This is a genomic window from Pseudomonas sp. NFPP25 (assembly GCF_900116505.1).
Lineage (GTDB): Bacteria > Pseudomonadota > Gammaproteobacteria > Pseudomonadales > Pseudomonadaceae > Aquipseudomonas > Aquipseudomonas protegens.
In genome coordinates this window covers 477,237-498,147 of sequence record NZ_FPBG01000004.1, presented here as the reverse complement: position 1 = coordinate 498,147, position 20,911 = coordinate 477,237, and the positions used below count along the sequence as shown (strand labels likewise).

Sequence of the window (20,911 nt, the reverse complement as noted above, 5' to 3'; positions counted from 1 at the left end):
CGCACCTCATCTAGCAGATAAGGCAAATCCTAGAGTTGCAATGCGTCGGTCATATGGCAGTAAGGCAAAAACGACCGATAGTGGTATTCAGGGATTTGGGTTCACGTGTAAATCATGTGCTCGCGAAGGCATCGGCATGGCCGATGCAGATCTTTCAGGCGGGAGCCATTTCCTGGGCCAGGCCGAGAAAGGCGGCGGGCAGGCGCGCGTTCTTGCGCTCCTTGAGGCAATACAGGTACTCGGCGATCTGCGGCGCGTTTTCGATGGTCAGTACCCGCAGTTGCGGGTCGTGGGGCACTTCCTGGCGGGCAATGATGCTGATGCCGATATTGCGCAGCACCGCCTCGCGGATCGATTCACGGCTGCCGATCTCCAGCAGCGGACCAAAACTGACGTTGGCGTTCTTCAGCAGACCTTCGGTGAGGCTGCGGGTGGTGGAGCCGGGTTCGCGCATCAGCAGCGTATGCCCGGCCAGGGCATTGAGGGGCACGTGATCCAGCGCCGCCAGGGGGTGATTGCGATGCACCGCCAGCACCAGCGGATCGCTGCCCAGCACCCGGCGGACCAACCGCGAATCCTCCAGCAGTTGCGAGGAAGCGGCCACATCCACCCGGTAGTCTTCCAGCGCCTCCAGGACCTGCTGGGAGTTGCCGATTTCCACCGAGACCTCCACCTGGGGCAGGCGCTGGCGGAAAGTCTTCACCAGATCGAGGATGTAGTACGGCGCGGTGGCGGCGATGCGCAGCGTGCCCTGCACCTGCCCGCAGTTGCGCAGGAAGAATTCGATGTCCGACTCTTTCTGCAGCAGCTCCTTGACCATCGGCAGCAAGCGCGCGCCCTCATCGCTCAGGCTCAGGCGGCGACCGCCTCGGTAGAACAGCTCCACCGCGTACTGGCTCTCCAGGTTGCGGACCTGGGTAGTCACCGTGGGCTGGCTGAGGCCGAGCTTCTTCGCCGCCAGGGTGATGCTGCCCAGGCGGGCGACCATGTAAAAAGCCTTCAGCTCGGCACTCAGCACAGGGTTCTCTCGTTGCTTATTTGCGCAGCAGGCGCAGACCGTTGAACACCACCAACAGGCTCACGCCCATGTCGGCGAATACTGCCATCCACATGGTGGCCAGCCCGGCAAAGGTTACCCCAAGAAAGATCGCCTTGATGACCAGGGCCAGGACGATATTTTGCTTGAGCACCACCGAGGTCTGGCGCGACAGGCGGATAAACGCCGGGATCTTGCGCAGATCATCGTCCATCAGGGCCACATCCGCGGTCTCGATGGCGGTGTCGGTGCCCGCCGCAGCCATGGCGAAACCGATTTCGGCACGGGCCAGGGCCGGGGCGTCGTTGATCCCGTCGCCCACCATGCCCACCCGGTGGCCCTGGGCGTACAGGTCTTCGATGGCCTGCAGCTTGTCGGTGGGCAGCAGGTCGCCCCGGGCCTGGTCGATACCCACCTGGGCCGCAATGGCCTGGGCGGTATGCGGGTTGTCACCGGTAAGCATCAGGGTCTTGATCCCCAGCTCATGCAATTGCTGGATGGCTTCGCGGCTGGATTCCTTCACCGTATCGGCCACGGCGAACAGCGCCAGCGGGCCATTGCGGTCCAGCAGCAGGACCACGGTCTTGCCCTGCTTCTCCAGGGCGAAGAGTTTTTCTTCCAAAGCCGGGGAGCACAGGCCCAGCTCTTCCACCAGACGATGGTTGCCCAGGTGGTACAGCTCGCCGTTGATCTCGCCGCGTACGCCTCGGCCGGTCAGGGCCTCGAAGTTATCCACAGGGTGCATGGCCAACTGCTTATCCACAGCCGCCTGGGCAATGGCCAGGGACACCGGGTGGTCGGAACGCCCTGCCAGGCTTGCGGCCAGGGCCGGGGCGGTGTCCTGGGCCAGCGGGTCCAGGGACAGGAAGTCGGTCTGCACCGGCTTGCCGTGGGTGATGGTGCCGGTCTTGTCCAGGGCTAGGTAGTCGAGCTTGTAGCCGCCCTCCAGGTAGACCCCGCCCTTGACCAGGATGCCCTTGCGCGCGGCAGCCGCCAGGCCGCTGACAATGCTCACCGGGGTGGAGATCACCAGGGCGCAGGGGCAAGCCACTACCAGCAGCACCAGGGCGCGGTAGATCCAGTCGAACCAGACGCCGCCCATGAATAGCGGCGGAATCAGCGCCACCGCCAGGGCGAAGGCGAATACCGCCGGGGTGTAGATTTTCGAGAAGCTGTCAACGAAGCGCTGGGTCGGAGCCCGGGCGCCCTGGGCCTGTTCCACAGCGTGGATGATCCGCGCCAGGGTCGAGTTGTTGGCGGCGGCAGTCACTCGGTATTCCAGGGAGCCGGCCTGGTTGATGGTGCCGGCGAAAACCTTGTCGCCCACAGTCTTTTCCACCGGCAGGCTTTCACCGGTGATCGGCGCCTGGTCGATGGTGGAGTTGCCGGACACGACCTCGCCGTCGAGGCCGATGCGCTCGCCGGGACGCACCCGCACCAGTGCGCCCAGTTCGACGTTTTTCGCTTCCTGTTCGCTCCAGTTGCCGTCTGCCTGCTGCACCGTGACCCGTTCCGGGGTCATCTGCATCAGGCCGCTGATGGCGTTGCGCGCCCGATCCAGGGAACGGGCCTCGATCAATTCCGCCACGGTGAACAGGAACATCACCATCGCCGCTTCCGGCCATTGGCCGATCAGCACGGCGCCGGTCACGGCGATGCTCATCAGGGCATTGATGTTGAGGTTGCGGTTCTTCAGGGCGATCCAGCCCTTCTTGTAGGTGGTCAGGCCACCACTGAGGATCGACACCAGGGCCACCAGGGCAATCACCCAGTCGGGCGCGGCATTGGTGAAATGGATGACCTCGGCAGCCAGCGCGCCGATACCGGACAGGGCCAGCGGCCACCAGGGCTTCTTCACGGGCGCTGCGGCAGGCGCGGCTTGGTCACCCTCCTGTTCCAGGGGTTCGGCGTGCATGCCCAGTGACTTGACCGCCTCGATGATAGGCGCGGTGCTCGGCAGGTCGTGGGTCACCCCCAGCACGCGGTTCATCAGGTTGAACTCCAGCGCCTGGACCCCGGCCAGCTTGCCCAGCTTGTTCTGGATCAGGGTCTGTTCGGTGGGGCAGTCCATGGCCTCGATGCGAAAGCTGCTCAAGCGCGCGCCGGCGGTCGGGGTCTCGCTCAGGGTGACCCTGGAAGGCGCCAGGTCGGCGGAACCGCAGCAGGATGCGCCGTGGGCGGCATGATCGTGTGCCTTGACCGGCTGCAACTTGCCCGCGGGCGCATGGGAATGGCTGTGGCCATGGCTGTGATCGTGATCGTGATCGTGATCGTGATCAGCCTGGGGCTGCTGATCCGCGGTTTTGCGCGGGCTGTGGAGAGAATCGCTCATTAGGGTCCCTTCCGAATTAAGGTGCTTGTTGCCAAGTGAACACCCTGTAGCCACTATAGGGTCAAGCACCCATTCGGAGACGACGGCAATGAAGATTGGCGAACTGGCGAAACTCACCGACTGTCAGGTCGAGACCATCCGTTACTACGAGCGCGAAGGGCTGCTGCCTGAACCGGCCCGCAGTGAAGGCAACTATCGCCTCTACACCCAGGCCCACACCGAGCGCCTGACCTTTATCCGCAATTGCCGCAGCCTGGACATGACCCTCGAGGAGATCCGCAGCCTGCTCAACCTGCGCGACAGCCCCCAGGACCAGTGCGCCAGCGTCAACGCCCTGATCGACGAGCATATCCATCACGTCAAGGCGCGCATTGACGGCTTGCTGGCCCTGCAGGAACAACTGCTGGACCTGCGCCAGCGCTGCAGCGAGGGCCCGGACCTTGAGCACTGCGGAATTCTCCAGCGCCTGGAAGTCAGCGGCTCGGTGGCCCCCAATGAGAGCGAGCCCTCCCATGTCGGGCGCAGCCACGGGCACTGAACCCCTGGCGCGGTTTCAGGCGCCGCGCCGAACGCTGGCCGTCAGCCGCAGATAAGCCCCTTCGAGGATTGCCAGTAGCCGCTGGTCCAGTTGCTGCCAGGCCAGCCCCTGGCGCACCAGCCAGGCGCTGAGCCCCCCCACCAGGCAGCCACCCAGAATGTCGAAAGGGAAATGCACGCCCAGGTAGACCCGTGCCCAACTCACCAGGATCGCCAGGCCCAGCATCACCAGCCCGGTCTTGCGTAGGCTGGCCAGGATCAGCGCGAAAGCCATGGCAAACATGCCACTGGCGTGGTCGCTGGGGAAGGATGCCCCGGGCGCGTGGGCGAGGAAGTTCTGCCCCAGGCCGATCATGAACGGCCGCGGATGGAACCACAGCTCACGGATCAGCAGGTTGCAGACCAGGGCCAGGACAATGCTCAGGCCGGCGAGCAATACGATCATGCGCTGGCGGCGCTCGCCGAAAACCCAGAACACCACCAGCAGCAGCGGCACGCTGAGTACCACCCATTGCGCGAGGAAAACCGCCAGTGCACGCATCGGCATGGACGCCCCTGCACTGGCGTTCATGGCCAGGAACAGGCTGTGATTGAGTTCTTCCATTCGGGGCTCACGTTGAATGTCACAAGGACCACACCCCGCACCTGGCAGGGCCGCTACTCAGAGCGTAGCTGGCCGCCGGGCACAGCCATGCCCGGAACGGCTCCGGGCACAGGTCGATAAGGGCAACAGGATCAATCGACAAGGGCCGCGCGGCCCTTGCTGCAGTAGCTGGATGCTCAGACCGCCATCGGCGCCGTCATGGGCGCGTGGTGCTCATAGCCTTCCAGGGAGAAGTCGCTCGGTTCGATCAGCTCCAGCCACTCCGGCTGGTAGACGCCGGTCTTGGCGAACTCCGGCACACGCTCGGAAATCACCAGCTTGGGCATCGGGAACGGCTCGCGCTTGAGCTGTTCGTTGAGCATGTCCAGATGGTTTTCATAGACGTGGGCATCACCGATGAAATAGGTGAACCAGCGCGGCGTGTAGCCGGTCAGGCGGCCGATCAGGCTCAGCAGCGCAGCACCCTCGGTGAGGTTGAACGGCGTGCCCAGGCCCAGGTCGTTGGAGCGGATGTAGAGGGTCAGGGAGATTTCCCGGGTCTCGACATTGGGGTGGAACTGGTAAAGCAGGTGGCACGGCGGCAAGGCCATTTCATCCAGCTGGGCGCAGTTCCAGCCGTGGAACAGGATCCGCCGGCTGCCCGGGTCGTTGATGATGGTGTCGACGCACTGGCGCACCTGGTCGATGGCCTTGTACAGCACCACGTAGCCCTGGCCGTCTTCCTCGCCCGCGGCGATCTGCCGGTAGCCCTGGCTCAGCGCCAGGTCGATGGCCGCCTGGTTGCTGGTCTTGATCTGTTTGTAGGCCGGCCACTTGCGCCACTGCACGCCGTAGATCTCGCCCAGGTCGTCGTCGCCCTGGCGGAACGGGTTGGCCAGCCACTGGGCGTTTTCGTTGGCGTTCTGGTCCCAGACCTTGCAGCCCAGCGCACGAAACTCGGCGGCGTTGTTCACCCCGCGCAGGAAGCCGACCATCTCGCCGATGGCCGACTTGAAGGCCATCTTGCGGGTGGTGATGGCCGGGAAACCTTCCTTGAGGTCGTAGCGCAGCATGGCCCCGGGGAAGCTGATGGTGTTCACACCGGTGCGGTTGGCCTGCTTGGTGCCGTTGTTGATGACGTGGGCCACCAGATCAAGATATTGCTTCATGAATTACCTGCATCCTTGAACCCGGGGCACGCCCCGGGGTTCGAATTTATTGCGCCGCGCTCTTGGCCGGAGCGCGATGATAAGCCAGCCAGATCAACCCCAGGCCACCGAGAATCATCGGCACGCACAGGACCTGACCCATGGTCAGCCAGTTCCAGGCCAGGTAGCCCAGCTGGGCGTCCGGCACCCGGACGAACTCGACGATGAAACGGAAGATCCCGTAGAACAGGGCGAACATACCGGAAACCGCCATGGTCGGCCGGGGTTTGCGCGAGAACAGCCAGAGGATCAGGAACAGCGCCACGCCTTCCAGGGCGAACTGATACAGCTGCGAGGGATGGCGCGGCAATTGCGCCGGATCGCTGAACGGCGGGAACACCATGGCCCAGGGCAGATCGGTGGGCTTGCCCCACAATTCAGCGTTGATGAAGTTGCCGATGCGCCCGGCGCCCAGGCCGATCGGCACCATCGGCGCGACGAAATCCATCAGCTCGAAGAAGGTCTTGTTGTTGCGCTTGCCGAACCACCAGGCCGCCAGCATCACACCGATGAAACCACCGTGGAACGACATGCCGCCCTTCCACACTTCGAAGATCAGCGTCGGGTTGGCCAAATAGGCGCTCAGGTCGTAGAACAGCACATAACCCAGGCGACCACCGACTATCACCCCCATGGACATCCAGAACACCATGTCCGAGAGCTTCTCCTTGCTCCAGGTCGGATCGAAACGGTTCAGGCGGCGCGACGCCAGCAACCAGGCACCGCCAATGCCGATCAGGTACATCAGGCCGTACCAGTGGATTTTCAGCGGGCCGATGGCCAGGGCCACCGGATCAATCTGCGGGTAAGGCAGCATTGCGACTCCTCGTAAGGGTTAGAACTTCAGATTCCCGGGGCAAACTGCCAGCCCAGGATTAAGCCAGGATTGCGTCACCACTCAGAACAGGAAGCTGAGCCCCACGCAGAACAGTAGCGCGGCGAACATGCGTTTCAACAGGCGTGGCGACAGTTTGTGGGCCAGGCGCGCGCCGATGCGGGCAAACACCATGCTGGTCAGGGCAATGCCCAACAGGGCCGGCAAATAAACGAAACCGAGACTATGGGCCGGGAGCAGCGGATCATGCCAGCCCAGAATCATGAAACTTAAGGCACTGGCCAGGGCAATGGGCAAACCGCAGGCCGATGAGGTGGCCACCGCCTGCTGCATGGGCACGCTGCGCCAGGTGAGAAAAGGCACGGTGAGGGAGCCACCGCCAATGCCGAAGATCGCCGAGGCCCAGCCGATCACACCGCCGGCGGCCGTCAGGCCCAGCTTGCCGGGCACTTGGCGGCTGGCCTTGGGCTTGAGCTCCAGGGTCATCTGCAGGGCCACCACGAGGGCAAACACACCGATGATTTTCTGCAGGTGCGGGCCGGAGATCGCCTCGGCGGTCAGTGCGCCGAAACCGGCGCCCAGGAGGATACCCACGGTCATCCAGGCGAAGATCGGCCAGCGCACAGCGCCACGCCGATGGTGCTCGCGCACCGCATTGACCGAGGTAAAGATGATGCTGGCCAGGGAGGTGCCGACCGCCAGGTGGGTCAGCACCGAGACATCGAAGCCTTGCAGGGTGAAGCTGAACACCAGCACCGGGACTATGATGATCCCGCCGCCCACGCCGAACAGCCCGGCCAGCACGCCCGCACAGGCGCCCAGCAGCAGATAGAGCAGAAATTCCATGGGAGCATCCGAAAAATAGATCGGCATGGTAACGGAAGCGCCGCCCCGGACTCCACTGGATGGCGATGGATACCCGCCGGATCTGTGCGTAAAGTGGGCAAAAACACACAGGGGGCCACCTTAATGTGCTTGATCGTTTTCGCCTGGCGGCCGGGTCATGCTCAGCCACTGATCGTCGCGGCCAACCGTGATGAATTCTACGCGCGGCCGAGCCTGCCCCTGGGGCAGTGGCCGGAACTGCCGCAGATCCACGCCGGTCGCGACCTGGAAGCCGGCGGCACCTGGCTCGGGGTCGGCGCCGAGGGCCGCTTTGCCGCCCTGACCAATATCCGCAACCCGCACCAGCCTCCGGCGCGGCGCTCGCGGGGTGAACTGGTGGCGCGCTTTCTCGCCGGCGACATGCCCCTGGATGATTATTTGCGCGATGTAGTCGGGCGCTCGGTGGAGTACGCCGGGTTCAACCTGCTGCTGGGCAATGCCGAGCAGCTGTGGCACTACAACGCTCGGGACCCGCAGCCGCAACGGCTGGAGCCTGGGGTCTACGGCCTTTCCAATGCCGGGCTGGATACGCCCTGGCCCAAGCTGCTCAAGGCCAGGGCGGCGTTGCAGGAGGTGTTGCATGATCCACAGCCCCAGGCACTGCTGGCGCTGTTGAGCGACCCGCAGACAGCGCCCTTCGCCGACCTGCCGGACACCGGCGTGGGCTTGGCCACCGAAAGCCTGCTGTCCAGCGTGTTCATCGCCAGCCCCAGCTACGGCACACGAGCCAGCACGGCACTGATCGTCCACGCCGATGGCTCGCGGCATCTGCTGGAGCGTAGCTTCGGCCCCTATGGCGGGCATCTGGGAGAGGTCGAACTGAAGGTCTGAAGCGTTCCCCGGCACGCCGGCTCCCACGAACGCTTCTGTAGGAGCCGGCTTGCCGGCGAAGAAAACAACCCGGTTACAGGGTCTTGCTCGAAGCCGGATTGATCATCCGCGCCAGCCCGAGTTTCTTCAGCGCCAGTTGCAGCGAACTGTGGATAACTTGCGGGTTGTCGATGGTCATCATTTCCGCCAGCAGTTCCTTGGCCTTGGTCATGCTGACCTGACGCAGCATCCACTTCACCTTCGGCAGGTTGGTGGCGTTCATCGACAGGCTGTCGAAGCCCATCGCCATCAGCAGCACTGCCGCCGCCGGATCACCGGCCATCTCGCCGCAGATGCTCACTGGCTTGCCTTCGGCATGGGCATCACGCACCACGTTCTGCAGCGCTTGCAGCACCGCCGGGTGCAGGTAGTCGTAGAGATCGGCCACCCGTGGGTTGTTGCGGTCCACCGCCAGCAGGTACTGGGTCAGGTCGTTGGAGCCCACCGAGAGGAAATCCACCTGGCGCGCCAGTTCCTTGGTCTGGTACACCGCGGCGGGGATTTCGATCATCACCCCCACTGGCGGCATCGGTACGTCAGTGCCTTCATCGCGCACTTCGCCCCAGGCCCGGTGGATCAGGTGCAAGGCTTCTTCCAGCTCGTGGATGCCGGAAATCATCGGCAGCAGGATGCGCAAATTGTTCAGGCCTTCGCTGGCCTTGAGCATCGCCCGGGCCTGTACCAGGAAGATCTCCGGGTGGTCGAGGGTCACGCGGATCCCGCGCCAGCCAAGGAAGGGGTTGTCTTCCTTGATCGGGAAGTACGACAGCGACTTGTCGCCGCCGATGTCCAGGCTGCGCATGGTCACCGGTTGCGGGTGGAAGGCCGCCAGCTGTTCGCGATAGATCGCCAGCTGTTCCTTCTCGCTGGGGAAGCGCTGGTTGATCATGAACGGCACTTCGGTGCGATACAGGCCCACGCCTTCGGCCCCGCGCTTCTGCGCCCGGGCTACATCGGCCAGCAGGCCGGTGTTGACCCACAGCGGCATGCGATGGCCATCGGGGGTGATGCAGGGCAGGTCGCGCAGGGCATCCAGGCCCTGGGCCAGTTGCCGTTCTTCTTCCACCACATCGGCGAACTGCTTGCGCAGCACGTCGCTGGGGTTGGTGTAGACCTCGCCGTGGTAGCCGTCGACGATCATCTGGATGCCGTCGACCTTGGAGTACGGCAGGTCCACCAGGCCCATCACCGTCGGGATGCCCATGGCCCGGGCCAGGATCGCCACGTGGGAGTTGCCCGAACCCAGCACCGAGACCAGGCCCACCAGCTTGCCTTCCGGCACCTCGCCGAGCATGGCCGGGGTCAGTTCCTCACTGACCAGGATGGTGTTGTCGGGATAGACCAGGGTCTGCTGGCGCTCTTCCTGCAGGTAGGCCAGGAGCCGGCGGCCCAGGTCCTTGACGTCCGAGGCCCGCTCGCGCAGGTAGGCATCGTCCATCAGTTCGAAACGGTTGACGTGATCGGTGACCACCTGGCGCAACGCGCCCTGGGCCCATTGCCCGGTCTTGATCACGGCCTTCACTTCACTGCCCAGGGAGGCGTCGTCGAGCATCATCAGGTAGACGTCGAACAGCGCGCGCTCTTCAGGGCGCAATTGAGTGGCGAGCTTTTCCGACAGCGCGCGCATATCGGCCCGCACCCCTTCCAGGGCGCTCTTGAACAGGGCCAGTTCGGCGTCGATGTCGGTGACGTGCTTGTCCGGCACCACATCCAGGTCGGCCGGCGGCAGCATCACCACCGCGCTGCCCACCGCCGCGCCGGGCGAGCCCGGTACGCCAACGAACTTGGCTTCCTGAATGCCCTTGCCCTGGCGACCCAGGCCACGGATCGAACCGGTGGCCTCGGCATGGGCGATAACCCCGGCCAGTTGGGCGCTCATGGTCACCAGGAAGGCTTCTTCGCCTTCGTCGAACTGGCGCCGCTCCTTTTGCTGGATAACCAGCACGCCCACCACCCGGCGGTGGTGAATGATCGGCGCACCGAGGAACGAGGCGTAACGCTCCTCACCGGTTTCGGCGAAGTAGCGATAGCGCGGGTGGTCGGCGGCGTTTTCCAGGTTGAGGGGTTCTTCGCGAGTGCCCACCAGGCCTACCAGGCCTTCGTTGGGCGCCATGCTGACCTTGCCGATGGATCGCTTGTTCAAGCCCTCGGTGGCCATCAGGACGAAACGGTTGGTTTCCGGGTCCAGCAGATAGACCGAGCAGACCTGGCTGCCCATGGCCTCTTTGACGCGCAATACAATAATCCCCAACGCCGCCTTGAGATCCTTGGCGGAGTTAACTTCCTGGACGATCTTGCGCAGCGTATTGAGCATGGCTCGGGGTCGAACTCCGTCGTCAGTCGCGCACTAGCAGGCGCGGGGCAAGCTCTTTGAGAGCGCGGCGATACACTTCGCGCTTGAATGTCACCACCTGGCCCAACGGATACCAATAACTGACCCAGCGCCAGCCATCGAATTCCGGTTTACCGGTCAAATCCATCCGCACCCGCTGCTCGTTGGAGATCAGGCGCAGGAGAAACCATTTCTGCTTCTGGCCGATGCACAGCGGTTGGCTGTGGGTCCGGACCAGACGCTGCGGCAAACGATAGCGCAACCAGCCCCGGGTGCAGGCGAGAATTTGCACATCTTCGCGCTCCAGCCCCACTTCTTCGTTCAGCTCGCGATACAAGGCGTCTTCCGGCGTCTCATCGGGGTTGATTCCCCCTTGAGGAAACTGCCAGGCATCTTGATTGATACGGCGAGCCCATAGCACCTGTCCGGCATCATTGGTCAGAATGATCCCGACATTGGGGCGGAAACCATCGGGGTCGATCACGGCTACAACCTCGCAAACGCATGTCGCCGCATTGTTCCACAAAGCTTGGGAATGCAGCAACGAGGCTGCTTACCTTATGTGCACTCTTGTGAAAAGACCGTATTCTGGGCACCTTTTTCCGCGACTTTTCAGCGAGTAACTGCAATGCGCCTGGCTTTATTCGACTTGGACAACACGCTTTTGGGCGGCGACAGCGACCACGCCTGGGGCGACTATCTGTGCGAGCGGGGCTTCCTCGACGCCGTCGCCTACAAGACCCGCAACGACGAGTTCTATCAGGATTACCTGGCCGGCAAGCTCGACAATGCCGCCTACCTGAACTTCTGCCTGGAAATCCTCGGCCGCACCGACATGGCCGTGCTCGAAGAGTGGCACCGCGACTTCATGCGCGACTGCATCGAGCCGATCCTCCTGCCCAAGGCCCAGGCCCTGCTGGACAAGCATCGCGCTGCCGGCGACAAGCTGGTGATCATCACCGCGACCAACCGTTTCGTGACCGCGCCGATCGCCGAACGCCTGGGCGTGGAAACCCTGATCGCCACCGAATGCGAAATGCAGGATGGCCGCTACACCGGGCGCAGTACCGATGTGCCGTGTTTCCGTGAAGGCAAGGTCACCCGCCTCAACCGCTGGCTGGAAGAGACCGGCCACAGCCTGGAAGACAGCTACTTCTACAGCGATTCGATGAACGACCTGCCCCTGCTGGAGCAAGTGACCACCGCCGTGGCCGTTGACCCGGACCCGAACCTGCGGGCCGAGGCCGAGAAACGTGGCTGGCAGGTCATCAGCCTGCGCGACTAGACAGCTCGCCGGCGAGCCGGCTGTAGGCGCTGGCTTGCCAGCGAAAAAAACCTACGCCGGCTTGGCCACCATCAGATAGAAAATCGCCATGAAGGCCAGGAACGCCGGCCAGCCCAGGGCGAACCACCAGCGCATATAAAGGGTTGCCCGCAGCGGCATCGGCGTCCCGTCCTGCAGGGCCTGCTCGGCCATCTTGTGCACTCGGATCTGCAACCAGACCACCGGCAGCCAGCACAGCCCCGCCACCACATACAGGCCCAGGCTCCACATCAGCCACGCCTGCTGCAGCGACCAGCCTGCCAGGTGCACCAGCCCCAGCCCGCTCAACGGCTGAAATACCGCCGTGGTGGCGGTAAAGGCCCAGTCGGCGAACACCAGGTGCTTGAAGGTCACGGCAATCACTTCCACCCGGCCACTGCGCCAGGCCCGCAGGGCGTAATAGGCCGACCCCGCGCCGAGGCCGAACAGCACGGTGGAGGACAGGATATGCAGGGTTTTCAACAGCAGGTAAGCGCTCATTGGCGGGGTTCGGTCCACAGCAGCCATAGGGTCGCCACCATCAGCACCAGGTTCTTGGCGACGGCGGCATAAGGGTCAAACCAGAAGTGCGGCAGGATCAGGCTGATGATCAGGGTGTAGCCGAGCATCAGCCCCAACTGCGCCTGCAAGGCCCGCCGGCGCCAGCGCCGCAGCAGCAGGCCGACACCCAGCAGCGCATCACAGAGTGAACCGCCGATCACCGCCAGGGCCGCCCAGATGCCCTGCACGCCAGCCTCGGCCATGATCCGCAGGCCCCAGTCGTAACCCGGGCCAATGCACACCAGCGCGGTACCCAGCCAGATCAGCACCATCACTGCCAGCAACAGCGGGCGCAGGGCCAGTTGGGTGCTTTGCGCCGCCTGCGGCCAGTCCTGCAAGCGGGCCGCCAGCGGCGCCGCGTGATACCCGCAGACCGAGGCCAGCACCTGCGGATCCGCCAGGTTGTCGTGGCGGGCCATGGCCAGGCTCTGCCGGTTCAAGGCTCGCCAGCCCAGGCGATCGCCAGCAGCAGCCACCAGCCGCAGCAAGACCGCTGGCAGCTTGAAGTAGCGCGCCGGGCCCCAGCCCTGGGCCGACCGCAGGTGATCGAGCAGTTGCGCCATGGTCATGCGTTCCGGGCCGACCAGGGGCAGAACCATGGATTCCTGCGGCCACTGCCTGAGCAGCGCCAGCACCGCGGCACTCAAGTCCTCTATATGCAAGGGCTGCATCTGCGCCTTGGCGGACAGCAAAGGAATCAGCGGCCAGGGCGACAGCCTCGTCAGCCAGCCGCTGCTGGCACCGCCAGCGCCGAGCACCAGCGAGGGCCGCAGCACCACCGCCGGTACCCCCAACTGCAGCAGGTAATCATCCGCCGCCGCCTTGCTGGCAAGGAACGGCACCTGGGGCAGGATCCCGGCCCCCAATGCGGAAATCTGCAGTACCCGCACGCCCCGGGCCGCCGCCAGATCGAACAGCGCGCGGGTACCCAGGTCCTGGGTCAGGCTCAACGCCCGCGCATCAGTGCTCAACAGCCCCGCGGCGTTGATCAGCAGGTCGGTGTCGGCAGGCAGGGCAAAGGGCTGGGGCTCGCGGCCCAGGCAATCGAGATCCAGCTGGCGCCACTCCACCCCGGGCAACCCCTGGGGCTGCGGGCGACGGCTGGTGGCAATCAACTGATGGCCGGCAGCGTGCAATGCCGCCAGCAGATGACGGCCGACAAACCCTGTGGCCCCCACCAGAACGACCTTCATGGCAATCCTTGAGAGTTAGACCGGCTTGGCGCCCATAAGACCGGCAATGGTCACGAAACATGCGGCGCTGAACACCGCCAGCACCAGGGTGAACGCCAGGCCGCTGGCAACCTTGGCCACCCGCAGGCGGTTGAGGCGCACCATCAGCCACAGCCAGGCCAGGGCCCCCAGGGTGTAGAGCACACTGGAACCCAGGACCCAGGTCTGCCCTAGCGGCCAACCCACCAGATGCACCAGCCACCAACCGCTGAACGGCAATGTCAGCATGCCCAGCGCCAGCAACAGCCAGCCGAACAGGCCCGGACGGTGCAGCACCCGGCTATAAACCGTGGCATCCCCCTGGCGGCGCAGGCGCCAGACCCAGATCGCCAGCCCCAGCGCACTGCCCAATAGCAGCACGGTGGCCAGTACATGAAGCGTCTTCAGCGTGGTCAGTGTTTCCATGTTTTCGCTTCCTTAAGGCTCCGATCCTCAGCGTAGTCGTTCAGCCGAGGAACAGCTGGTAGGCCAGGTTGTCGCTTTCATCCCAGTACGGATAGCCGATCTGCTCCAGCGCCGCGGGCACCAGGTGACGTTCATCGGCCGGCACTTGCAGGCCGGCGACTACCCGGCCATCCGCCGCACCATGGTTGCGGTAGTGGAACATCGAGATATTCCAGCGCCCGCCCAGCTTGTTGAGGAAGTTGAACAGCGCCCCCGGACGCTCCGGAAATTCGAAACGCAGCACCACTTCGTCGCTGACCTTCTCGGCATGGCCGCCGACCATGTAGCGGATGTGCAGCTTGGCCAGTTCGTTATCGGTCAGGTCGATCACTGGAAAGCCCTGCTCGGTCAGGCTGGCGATCAGGGCGCTGCGCGGATCGTTTTCCGGGTGGGTCTGCACGCCAACGAAGATGTGCGCCTCGCTGCCGGTGTTGTAGCGGTAGTTGAATTCGGTGATCTGGCGCTTGCCCACCGCCTCGCAGAAGGCCTTGAAGCTGCCGGGCTTCTCGGGGATGGTCACGGCGATGATGGCTTCGCGGCCTTCGCCCAGTTCGGCGCGCTCGGCCACGTGGCGCAGGCGGTCGAAGTTGACGTTGGCTCCGGAGTCGATGGCCACCAGGGTCTGCCCGCTGATACCGCGCTGCTCGACGTACTTCTTGATCCCGGCAACGCCCAGGGCGCCGGCAGGTTCGGTGATCGAGCGGGTATCGTCGTAGATATCCTTGATTGCCGCACAGATCTCGTCGGTACTGACGGTAATCACTTCATCCACATAATCCTTGCAGATGTCGAAGGTGTGCTGGCCAATCTGCGCCACCGCCACGCCGTCGGCGAAGATCCCCACGGTCGGCAGCACCACGCGCTCACCGGCAGCCATGGCCGCCTGCAGGCAGTTGGAGTCGTCCGGCTCGACGCCGATGACCTTGATCTCCGGGCGCAGGTATTTCACATAGGCCGCGATGCCGGCGATCAGGCCGCCGCCGCCGACCGGAACGAAGATCGCATCCAGCGGGCCGGGGTGCTGGCGCAGAATCTCCATGGCCACCGTGCCCTGCCCGGCAATGGTGTGCGGATCATCGTAGGGATGGATGTAGACGTAGCCCTTCTCGTCCACCAGCTTCAGGGAGTAGGCCAGCGCTTCAGGGAAGGTATCGCCGTGCAGCACCACCTTGCCGCCACGGGAGCGCACGCCCTCGACCTTGATCTCGGGGGTGGTCTTGGGCATCACGATAGTAGCCTTGACCCCCAGCACCTTGGCCGCCAGGGCCAGGCCCTGGGCGTGGTTACCCGCCGACGCAGTGACCACGCCGCGGGCGCGCTCGGCATCGCTGAGCTGGGTCAGCTTGTTGTAGGCGCCACGGATCTTGAACGAGAACACCGGCTGCAAGTCTTCACGCTTGAGCCAGATCTGATTGCCCAGCCGCTCGGAAAGCTGGCGGGCAGTCTGCAATGGGGTTTCTACGGCAACGTCATAAACGCGCGAGGTGAGGATCTTCTTGACGTACTGTTCGAGCATCGGAAAGCATCACTGAGCGGGTTGGGCAGGGCCAGGGAGTCTAACCCAGCGTTTGCCCGGGCGACCACACGAATACAGAGGTTTTAGCCGCCCCCTCGCCTTCTCTGAAGCCCGGCCGATTAGCCAAACGGGCAATGACCTGATCTGCCGCGGCGCCTATAATGCCGGCCTTTGTGCCCCCCTTGCCCGCTTCGGAGCCCGCATGACCCAGGATCAACTCAAACAGGCCGTTGCCCAGGCCGCCGTCGACCTTATCCTCCCGAAACTCGATGACAAGAGCATCGTCGGGGTCGGCACCGGCTCCACCGCCAACTGCTTCATCGACGCCCTGGCCCTGCACAAGGGCGCCTTCGACGGCGCCGTGGCCAGCTCCGAAGCCACCGCCGCGCGCCTCAAGGGCCACGGGATTCCGGTCTACGAGCTCAACACCGTGAGCGACCTGGAGTTCTACATCGACGGCGCCGACGAAAGCGACGAGCACCTGAACCTGATCAAGGGCGGCGGCGCCGCCCTGACTCGGGAAAAGATCGTCGCCGCCGTGGCCAAGACGTTCATCTGCATCGCCGACGCCAGCAAGCTGGTGCCGGTGCTGGGCAACTTCCCGCTGCCCGTGGAAGTGATCCCCATGGCCCGCAGCCACGTGGCCCGTGAACTGGTGAAACTGGGCGGCGACCCGGTGTACCGCGAAGGCGTGATCACCGACAACGGCAACATCATCCTCGATGTGCACAACATGCAGATCACCAATCCGGTGGAACTGGAAAGCCAGATCAATGCCATTGTCGGCGTGGTCACCAATGGCCTGTTCGCTGCACGCCCCGCTGATGTGCTGCTGCTGGGTACCGCCGAAGGGGTGAAGACCCTCAAGGCCTGAGCCTGCCCCGCGGATAGGAGCCGGCGGGCGGGCGAAGGCGGTTTTGAAGGCCTCTTCGCTGGCAAGCCGGCTCCTACATCGGTTTCTTGAAGACGTAGAACAGGTTCGGTTCGCTCACCAGGTACAGGGTGCCGGCGTCATCCATGGCCATCCCTTCCGCCTGAGGCACCGCCTTGCTCAGGCCCTGGCGCCACTTGCCCAGGGCCAGGGTACTCAGCGGGCGACCCTCGACATCCAGCTCCACCACCAGCCGCGACTCGTCCGACAGTGCCAGCAGGTGGCCACTGCGCTCGTCGTATTGCAGGCTGGAGAGATCACGCACGAACAGACCGGCATCGCGCTTGGGGTTGTTCACCACATGCATCCCGTAGGACTGCCCCGGATCTTGATGGGGGAAGCCCTGCACTTCATAGATCAGCATCGGGTCGCGCTCCTTGGCGACGAACAGGCGCTTGCCCTGGGAGTCGTAGGCCAGCCCCTCGAAGCCTTTGTTGCCGGCAAGGTGCACGCCCAGGGTGATCTGCTCGGCTTCTGCCGCATCCACCGCCGTGGTTTCATCGTCCAGCTGGATCTTGATCAGCCGGTGCTGGCGCTCGTCGCTGATCACATAGGTATTGGCACTGATGAACTCCACCGCTTCCGGATCGCCAAAGCCCACCAGAGCGATGCGGCGCAGGATCTGCCCGTCCAGGGATAGCTCGATCAGTTCGGAATTCTTGTTAGTCACGGTGAACAGGCTATTGCGCAGCGGATCGTAGGTCAGCGCCGAGACCTCATCCAGGCCCTCGATGGGCTGCGCCTCCAGCACGACCCGGTAATCGCCCAGCCCCAGGGATTGGGGGGCCGCCACCTGCCAGTAGGATTGCCAGTCGAACCAGGCGCGCTGCCACAACCTGTGGTTATGGACAAACACCGCCAGCAGCACGGCCATCAGGCAGAGGATCAGGTAAAGGGGTTGCAGGCGGGTGAGGCGATACATGGCGGGCAGGCTCGAAATCAGGACAGGCTGATGAAATATCACAGCCGCCTGAATTAAAGCTTAATGCCCTGAATGGCCCAGCTCGAGTGCCAGGCTAGGGCTCACTGCTTTTCGAAGCGATAGAACAGGTTGGGCTCGCTGACCATGTAGAGGTTGCCGGCCTCATCCATGGCCACCCCTTCGGCCCGGGGAATGGTTTTTTCCAGGCCATTGAAGCCACCGAGCAGGGCCATGAAGCTGACCTGTTCGCCCTGCTCGTCCAGCTCCAGCAGCAGATGGGAATCAGCCGATAGCACCAGGGTATGGCCGGTGCGCGGGTCGATGCCCAGGGCCGAAAGGTTGCGCAAGTCGAGTTCGTCGCTGGCCAGCTTCTGCTTGTTGCCCTTGAGTACCTGGCTACCGTCGCTGCTCCAGGTAAACAACGCCGGCGGGCGCTCCTCCCCCAACAGCAACTGTTGCTTGCGCGGGTTCCAGGCAATGGCTTCGAACGCCTTGTTCTGGTCTGCCGAAGGGCCCAGGTCGTATTTGGGGAAGTCCGCGACATTCAGTGATCGGGTATTGGCATCGACCTTGACGATCACCAGCGAATGCTCGCGCTCATCGACAATCGCCAGCAGGCCATTCTCCAGGACCGCAACCCCTTCCGGGTTGCTCCAGCCCACCAGAGGCATCTTGCGCAGGACGTCGCCTTGCAGCGACAGCTCCACCAGGAATGGGTTTTTGCCCATTACCGAAAACAAGGTCTTGGTCTGGGGGTTATAGGAAAGATCGGAGGCTTCGTCCCGCTCCATGCCTGGCAGGACCTTGGCGTCGATCACTGCCCGGTAGCTGGGCAGCCAGATACTGGAGCTGCGTTCGGCGGTACTGACAAAACCTTCCTGAACCCAGAGAGCCCCACGATCATCCCAATGCATGAGGCTGGCTACGCCATAGCAGATCACGCCCGCCAACAGCAGCCAGGAATACCAGCGCATGCGCAATCGCAAGCGGCGGATGAGACGAGGTTTAGGTAGAGGGTGGGCGTCCATCACACAGATTCCAGAAACGCGGCCAAAGGTAGTAGCACAGGGATTTCAGATCCGCGAACCATAAGCTTCGGAATTATCCGGGATAAAATGTGAAAAAACGGTTAAAGCCGCTGATCTCTCTGCGCCGGGCCCAGGATTACCGGGCCCAGCGCAGAAAGATTGGGATCAACGGACGCTGCTGGTGAAACGGCTGGCACCGGGAAGCTCCAGCACCAGCTCATCGCCGACATTCAGCGGCCCAACCCCGACCGGCGTGCCCGTGAGGATCACATCGCCGGCCTGCAGGGAGAAACAACCGGCCATGTACTGGATCATCGGCACTATGGGGTTGAGCATGATGGCGCTGTTGCCGTCCTGGCGTACTTCACCGTTGATGGTCAGGCGGATGCCGATGTCGGTCAGGTCGGCGAAGGTACTGCCCACCACAAAGGGCGCGATCACCGCCGCGCCGTCGAACGACTTGGCGATTTCCCAGGGCAGGCCCTTGGCTTTGAGTTCGGCCTGCTTGTCCCGCAGGGTCAGGTCCAGTGCCGGGGCAAAGCCGGAAATGGCATCCAGCACTTCTTCGCGGCTGGGTTTGGTGGAGAGCGGCTTGCCGATCAACACCGCGATTTCCGCTTCGTAGTGCACCGAACCACGCTCGGTGGGAATCGCGAACCCACCTTCCAGGGGCACCACACAACTGCCCGGCTTGATAAACAACAGGGGTTCGGTAGGTACCGGGTTGTCCAGCTCCTTGGCGTGCTCGGCGTAGTTGCGACCGATGCACACCACCTTGCCCACCGGAAAATGGATCCGGGTACCGTCGACATACTGGTGCTGATAGCTCATTACCGACTCCTGCTTGTGTGCGTTATCTGGACACTACCCGACCTCAGATCGCGAAGATCTTGCCCGGGTTCATGATGCCGTTCGGGTCGAACGCGGCCTTGACCGCCTTCATGTACTCGATCTCCACCGGCGAGCGGCTGTAGGTCAGGTAATCACGCTTGGTCATGCCCACGCCGTGTTCCGCGGAAATCGAGCCGTTGTACTTCTCGACCGTCTCGAACACCCACTTGTTGACCGTCGCGCACTTGGCAAAGAACTCGTCCTTGCTCAGGTTGTCCGGCTTGAGGATGTTCAGGTGCAGGTTGCCGTCGCCGATGTGGCCGAACCAGACGATTTCGAAGTCCGGGTAGTGCTTGCCGACGATGGCGTCGATTTCCTGAAGGAAGGCCGGGACTTTCGACACAGTGACCGAAATGTCGTTCTTGTATGGCGTCCAGTGGGAAATGGTCTCGGAAATGTATTCGCGCAGCTTCCACAGGTTGTGCAACTGGGTTTCGCTCTGGCTCATCACGCCGTCCAGCACCCAGCCCTGCTCGACACAGTGCTCGAAGGTTTCCAGGGCGTGGTTGGCCACTTCCTCGGTGGTGGCTTCGAACTCCAGCAGCGCATAGAACGGGCAGTCGGACTCGAACGGTGCCGGTACGTCGCCACGGGCCAGGACCTTGGCCAGGGCCTTGTCGGAGAAGAACTCGAAGGCCGTCAGATCCAGCTTGCCCTGGAAGGCGTGCAACACGGGCATGATCGAGTCGAAATCAGGGGTGCCCAGGACCATCGCCGTGAGGTTCTTCGGGGCCCGGTCCAGGCGCATGGTGGCCTCGACCACGAAGCCCAGGGTGCCCTCGGCGCCGATGAACAGCTGGCGCAAGTCATAGCCGGTGGCGTTCTTGATCAGGTCCTTGTTCAGCTCCAGCAGGTCGCCCTTGCCGGTGACCACCTTCATGCCAGCCACCCAATTGCGGGTCATGCCGTAGCGAATCACCTTGATTCCGCCGGCATTGGTACCGATATTGCCGCCAATCTGGCTGGAACCTGCAGAAGCGAAATCCACCGGGTAGTACAGGCCGTTTTCCTGCGCCAGGTTCTGCAACTGCTCGGTGACCACGCCCGGCTGGCACACCGCGGTGCGGTCGGTCAGGTTCAGGTCGAGGATCTGGTTCATATAGTCGAAGGACACCACCACCTCGCCGTTGGCTGCCACCGCTGCCGCCGAAAGCCCGGTGCGACCGCCCGAAGGCACCAGCGCAACCTTGTGCTGATTGGCCCAGCGCACAATGGCCTGGACCTGCTCGATGGTTTTCGGAAACACAATGGCTGTCGGGGCCGGGGCGAAATGCTTGGTCCAATCCTTGCCATAAGCATTCAGGGAGTCAGCGTCGGTCAGCACCTTGCCAGGCTCAACCAGGGTCTTCAGCTCATCAATCAGGGCAGGATTGGTCATCGACAGAACTCTCGAACAATTCATGGTCATCCTGAGAACGCTTCACGTCGCAGGAATGAGTGTTTAGCGGGGCGCGTATGCTAGCAT

20 protein-coding genes are annotated in these 20,911 nt (G+C 63.5%); 4 read left to right on the top strand and 16 right to left on the bottom strand.

The genetic code is table 11. The annotated features are described in order from the left end of the window. Positions 1-154: 154 nt before the first annotated feature. Together BM382_RS18565 and BM382_RS18560 are read right to left on the bottom strand one after the other, a co-directional pair. Entirely contained in the window at positions 155-1,018 is an 864-nt protein-coding gene (locus BM382_RS18565; RefSeq protein ID WP_047338070.1) for a LysR family transcriptional regulator, read from the bottom strand. A gap of 16 nt (positions 1,019-1,034) precedes the next feature. Next, complete coding sequence (locus BM382_RS18560; protein WP_072443536.1) at positions 1,035-3,368, bottom strand: heavy metal translocating P-type ATPase; 2,334 nt, start codon at positions 3,366-3,368, stop codon at positions 1,035-1,037. Positions 3,369-3,456: 88 nt separating this feature from the next. Between BM382_RS18560 and cadR the strand changes: the two genes are divergently transcribed. After that, positions 3,457-3,906, top strand: a complete 450-nt coding sequence (gene cadR, locus BM382_RS18555) for a Cd(II)/Pb(II)-responsive transcriptional regulator (protein ID WP_011064066.1) — start codon at positions 3,457-3,459, stop codon at positions 3,904-3,906. A 15-nt stretch (positions 3,907-3,921) separates the two neighbouring features. On the opposite strand, the gene BM382_RS18550 is transcribed toward cadR, so the two are convergent. The 4 genes from BM382_RS18550 to BM382_RS18535 all read right to left on the bottom strand — a co-directional run bounded on the left by BM382_RS18550 (position 3,922) and on the right by BM382_RS18535 (position 7,377). Beyond that, positions 3,922-4,509: an undecaprenyl-diphosphatase gene (locus BM382_RS18550; RefSeq protein WP_072443534.1), complete on the bottom strand. Its 588-nt coding sequence runs from the start codon at positions 4,507-4,509 to the stop codon at positions 3,922-3,924. A 176-nt stretch (positions 4,510-4,685) separates the two neighbouring features. After that, a complete protein-coding gene (locus tag BM382_RS18545) occupies positions 4,686-5,657 on the bottom strand; it encodes a thymidylate synthase (RefSeq protein WP_015637397.1) in 972 nt (323 codons plus the stop codon). A 46-nt stretch (positions 5,658-5,703) separates the two neighbouring features. Beyond that, positions 5,704-6,513, bottom strand: coding sequence for a prolipoprotein diacylglyceryl transferase (gene lgt / locus BM382_RS18540; protein WP_011064069.1), 810 nt, complete (start codon positions 6,511-6,513; stop codon positions 5,704-5,706). Between the two features lie 81 nt (positions 6,514-6,594). Next, entirely contained in the window at positions 6,595-7,377 is a 783-nt protein-coding gene (locus BM382_RS18535; RefSeq protein ID WP_026020005.1) for a sulfite exporter TauE/SafE family protein, read from the bottom strand. A 123-nt stretch (positions 7,378-7,500) separates the two neighbouring features. Between BM382_RS18535 and BM382_RS18530 the strand changes: the two genes are divergently transcribed. Then, a complete protein-coding gene (locus BM382_RS18530) occupies positions 7,501-8,247 on the top strand; it encodes an NRDE family protein (RefSeq protein WP_072443532.1) in 747 nt (248 codons plus the stop codon). A 73-nt stretch (positions 8,248-8,320) separates the two neighbouring features. On the opposite strand, the gene ptsP is transcribed toward BM382_RS18530, so the two are convergent. Continuing rightward, positions 8,321-10,600, bottom strand: coding sequence for a phosphoenolpyruvate--protein phosphotransferase (ptsP, locus tag BM382_RS18525; protein ID WP_011064072.1), 2,280 nt, complete (start codon positions 10,598-10,600; stop codon positions 8,321-8,323). Positions 10,601-10,622: 22 nt separating this feature from the next. Then, on the bottom strand, positions 10,623-11,102 hold the full coding sequence (locus BM382_RS18520; RefSeq protein WP_011064073.1) for an RNA pyrophosphohydrolase: 480 nt from the start codon (positions 11,100-11,102) through the stop codon (positions 10,623-10,625). Positions 11,103-11,246: 144 nt separating this feature from the next. Between BM382_RS18520 and BM382_RS18515 the strand changes: the two genes are divergently transcribed. Beyond that, on the top strand, positions 11,247-11,903 hold the full coding sequence (locus BM382_RS18515) for a histidinol-phosphatase (protein ID WP_019093432.1): 657 nt from the start codon (positions 11,247-11,249) through the stop codon (positions 11,901-11,903). Positions 11,904-11,954: 51 nt separating this feature from the next. Here the strand turns inward: BM382_RS18515 and BM382_RS18510 are convergent, their stop codons facing one another. From BM382_RS18510 to ilvA, 4 genes are read right to left on the bottom strand one after another with little or no spacing between them, the layout of a single operon-like run. Then, on the bottom strand, positions 11,955-12,422 hold the full coding sequence (locus BM382_RS18510; protein ID WP_011064075.1) for a DUF2269 family protein: 468 nt from the start codon (positions 12,420-12,422) through the stop codon (positions 11,955-11,957). Continuing rightward, entirely contained in the window at positions 12,419-13,675 is a 1,257-nt protein-coding gene (locus BM382_RS18505; protein WP_072443530.1) for an SDR family oxidoreductase, read from the bottom strand. The genes BM382_RS18510 and BM382_RS18505 overlap by 4 nt, the downstream gene beginning before the upstream one ends. A 15-nt stretch (positions 13,676-13,690) precedes the next feature. After that, the gene (locus tag BM382_RS18500; RefSeq protein WP_011064077.1) at positions 13,691-14,119 is read right to left on the bottom strand and encodes a DUF2269 family protein; all 429 of its coding nucleotides are present in this window, start codon (positions 14,117-14,119) and stop codon (positions 13,691-13,693) included. Positions 14,120-14,159: 40 nt separating this feature from the next. Further along, positions 14,160-15,674 carry a threonine ammonia-lyase, biosynthetic gene (gene ilvA / locus BM382_RS18495; protein ID WP_072443528.1) on the bottom strand — a complete coding sequence of 505 codons (1,515 nt, stop codon included), beginning with the start codon at positions 15,672-15,674 and terminating at the stop codon, positions 14,160-14,162. A 202-nt stretch (positions 15,675-15,876) separates the two neighbouring features. On the opposite strand from ilvA, the gene rpiA reads away from it, so the two are divergent. Continuing rightward, on the top strand, positions 15,877-16,548 hold the full coding sequence (gene rpiA / locus BM382_RS18490) for a ribose-5-phosphate isomerase RpiA (protein WP_016963479.1): 672 nt from the start codon (positions 15,877-15,879) through the stop codon (positions 16,546-16,548). Positions 16,549-16,621: 73 nt separating this feature from the next. On the opposite strand, the gene BM382_RS18485 is transcribed toward rpiA, so the two are convergent. The 4 genes from BM382_RS18485 to BM382_RS18470 form a co-directional block, all read right to left on the bottom strand. After that, positions 16,622-17,527, bottom strand: a complete 906-nt coding sequence (locus BM382_RS18485) for an SdiA-regulated domain-containing protein (protein WP_072443526.1) — start codon at positions 17,525-17,527, stop codon at positions 16,622-16,624. Between the two features lie 101 nt (positions 17,528-17,628). Beyond that, positions 17,629-18,555, bottom strand: coding sequence for an SdiA-regulated domain-containing protein (locus BM382_RS18480; protein ID WP_026020004.1), 927 nt, complete (start codon positions 18,553-18,555; stop codon positions 17,629-17,631). A gap of 165 nt (positions 18,556-18,720) precedes the next feature. Further along, positions 18,721-19,386, bottom strand: a complete 666-nt coding sequence (locus tag BM382_RS18475; RefSeq protein ID WP_011064082.1) for a fumarylacetoacetate hydrolase family protein — start codon at positions 19,384-19,386, stop codon at positions 18,721-18,723. Between the two features lie 43 nt (positions 19,387-19,429). Beyond that, a complete protein-coding gene (locus BM382_RS18470) occupies positions 19,430-20,824 on the bottom strand; it encodes an FAD-binding oxidoreductase (RefSeq protein ID WP_019093428.1) in 1,395 nt (464 codons plus the stop codon). Positions 20,825-20,911 lie beyond the last annotated feature (87 nt).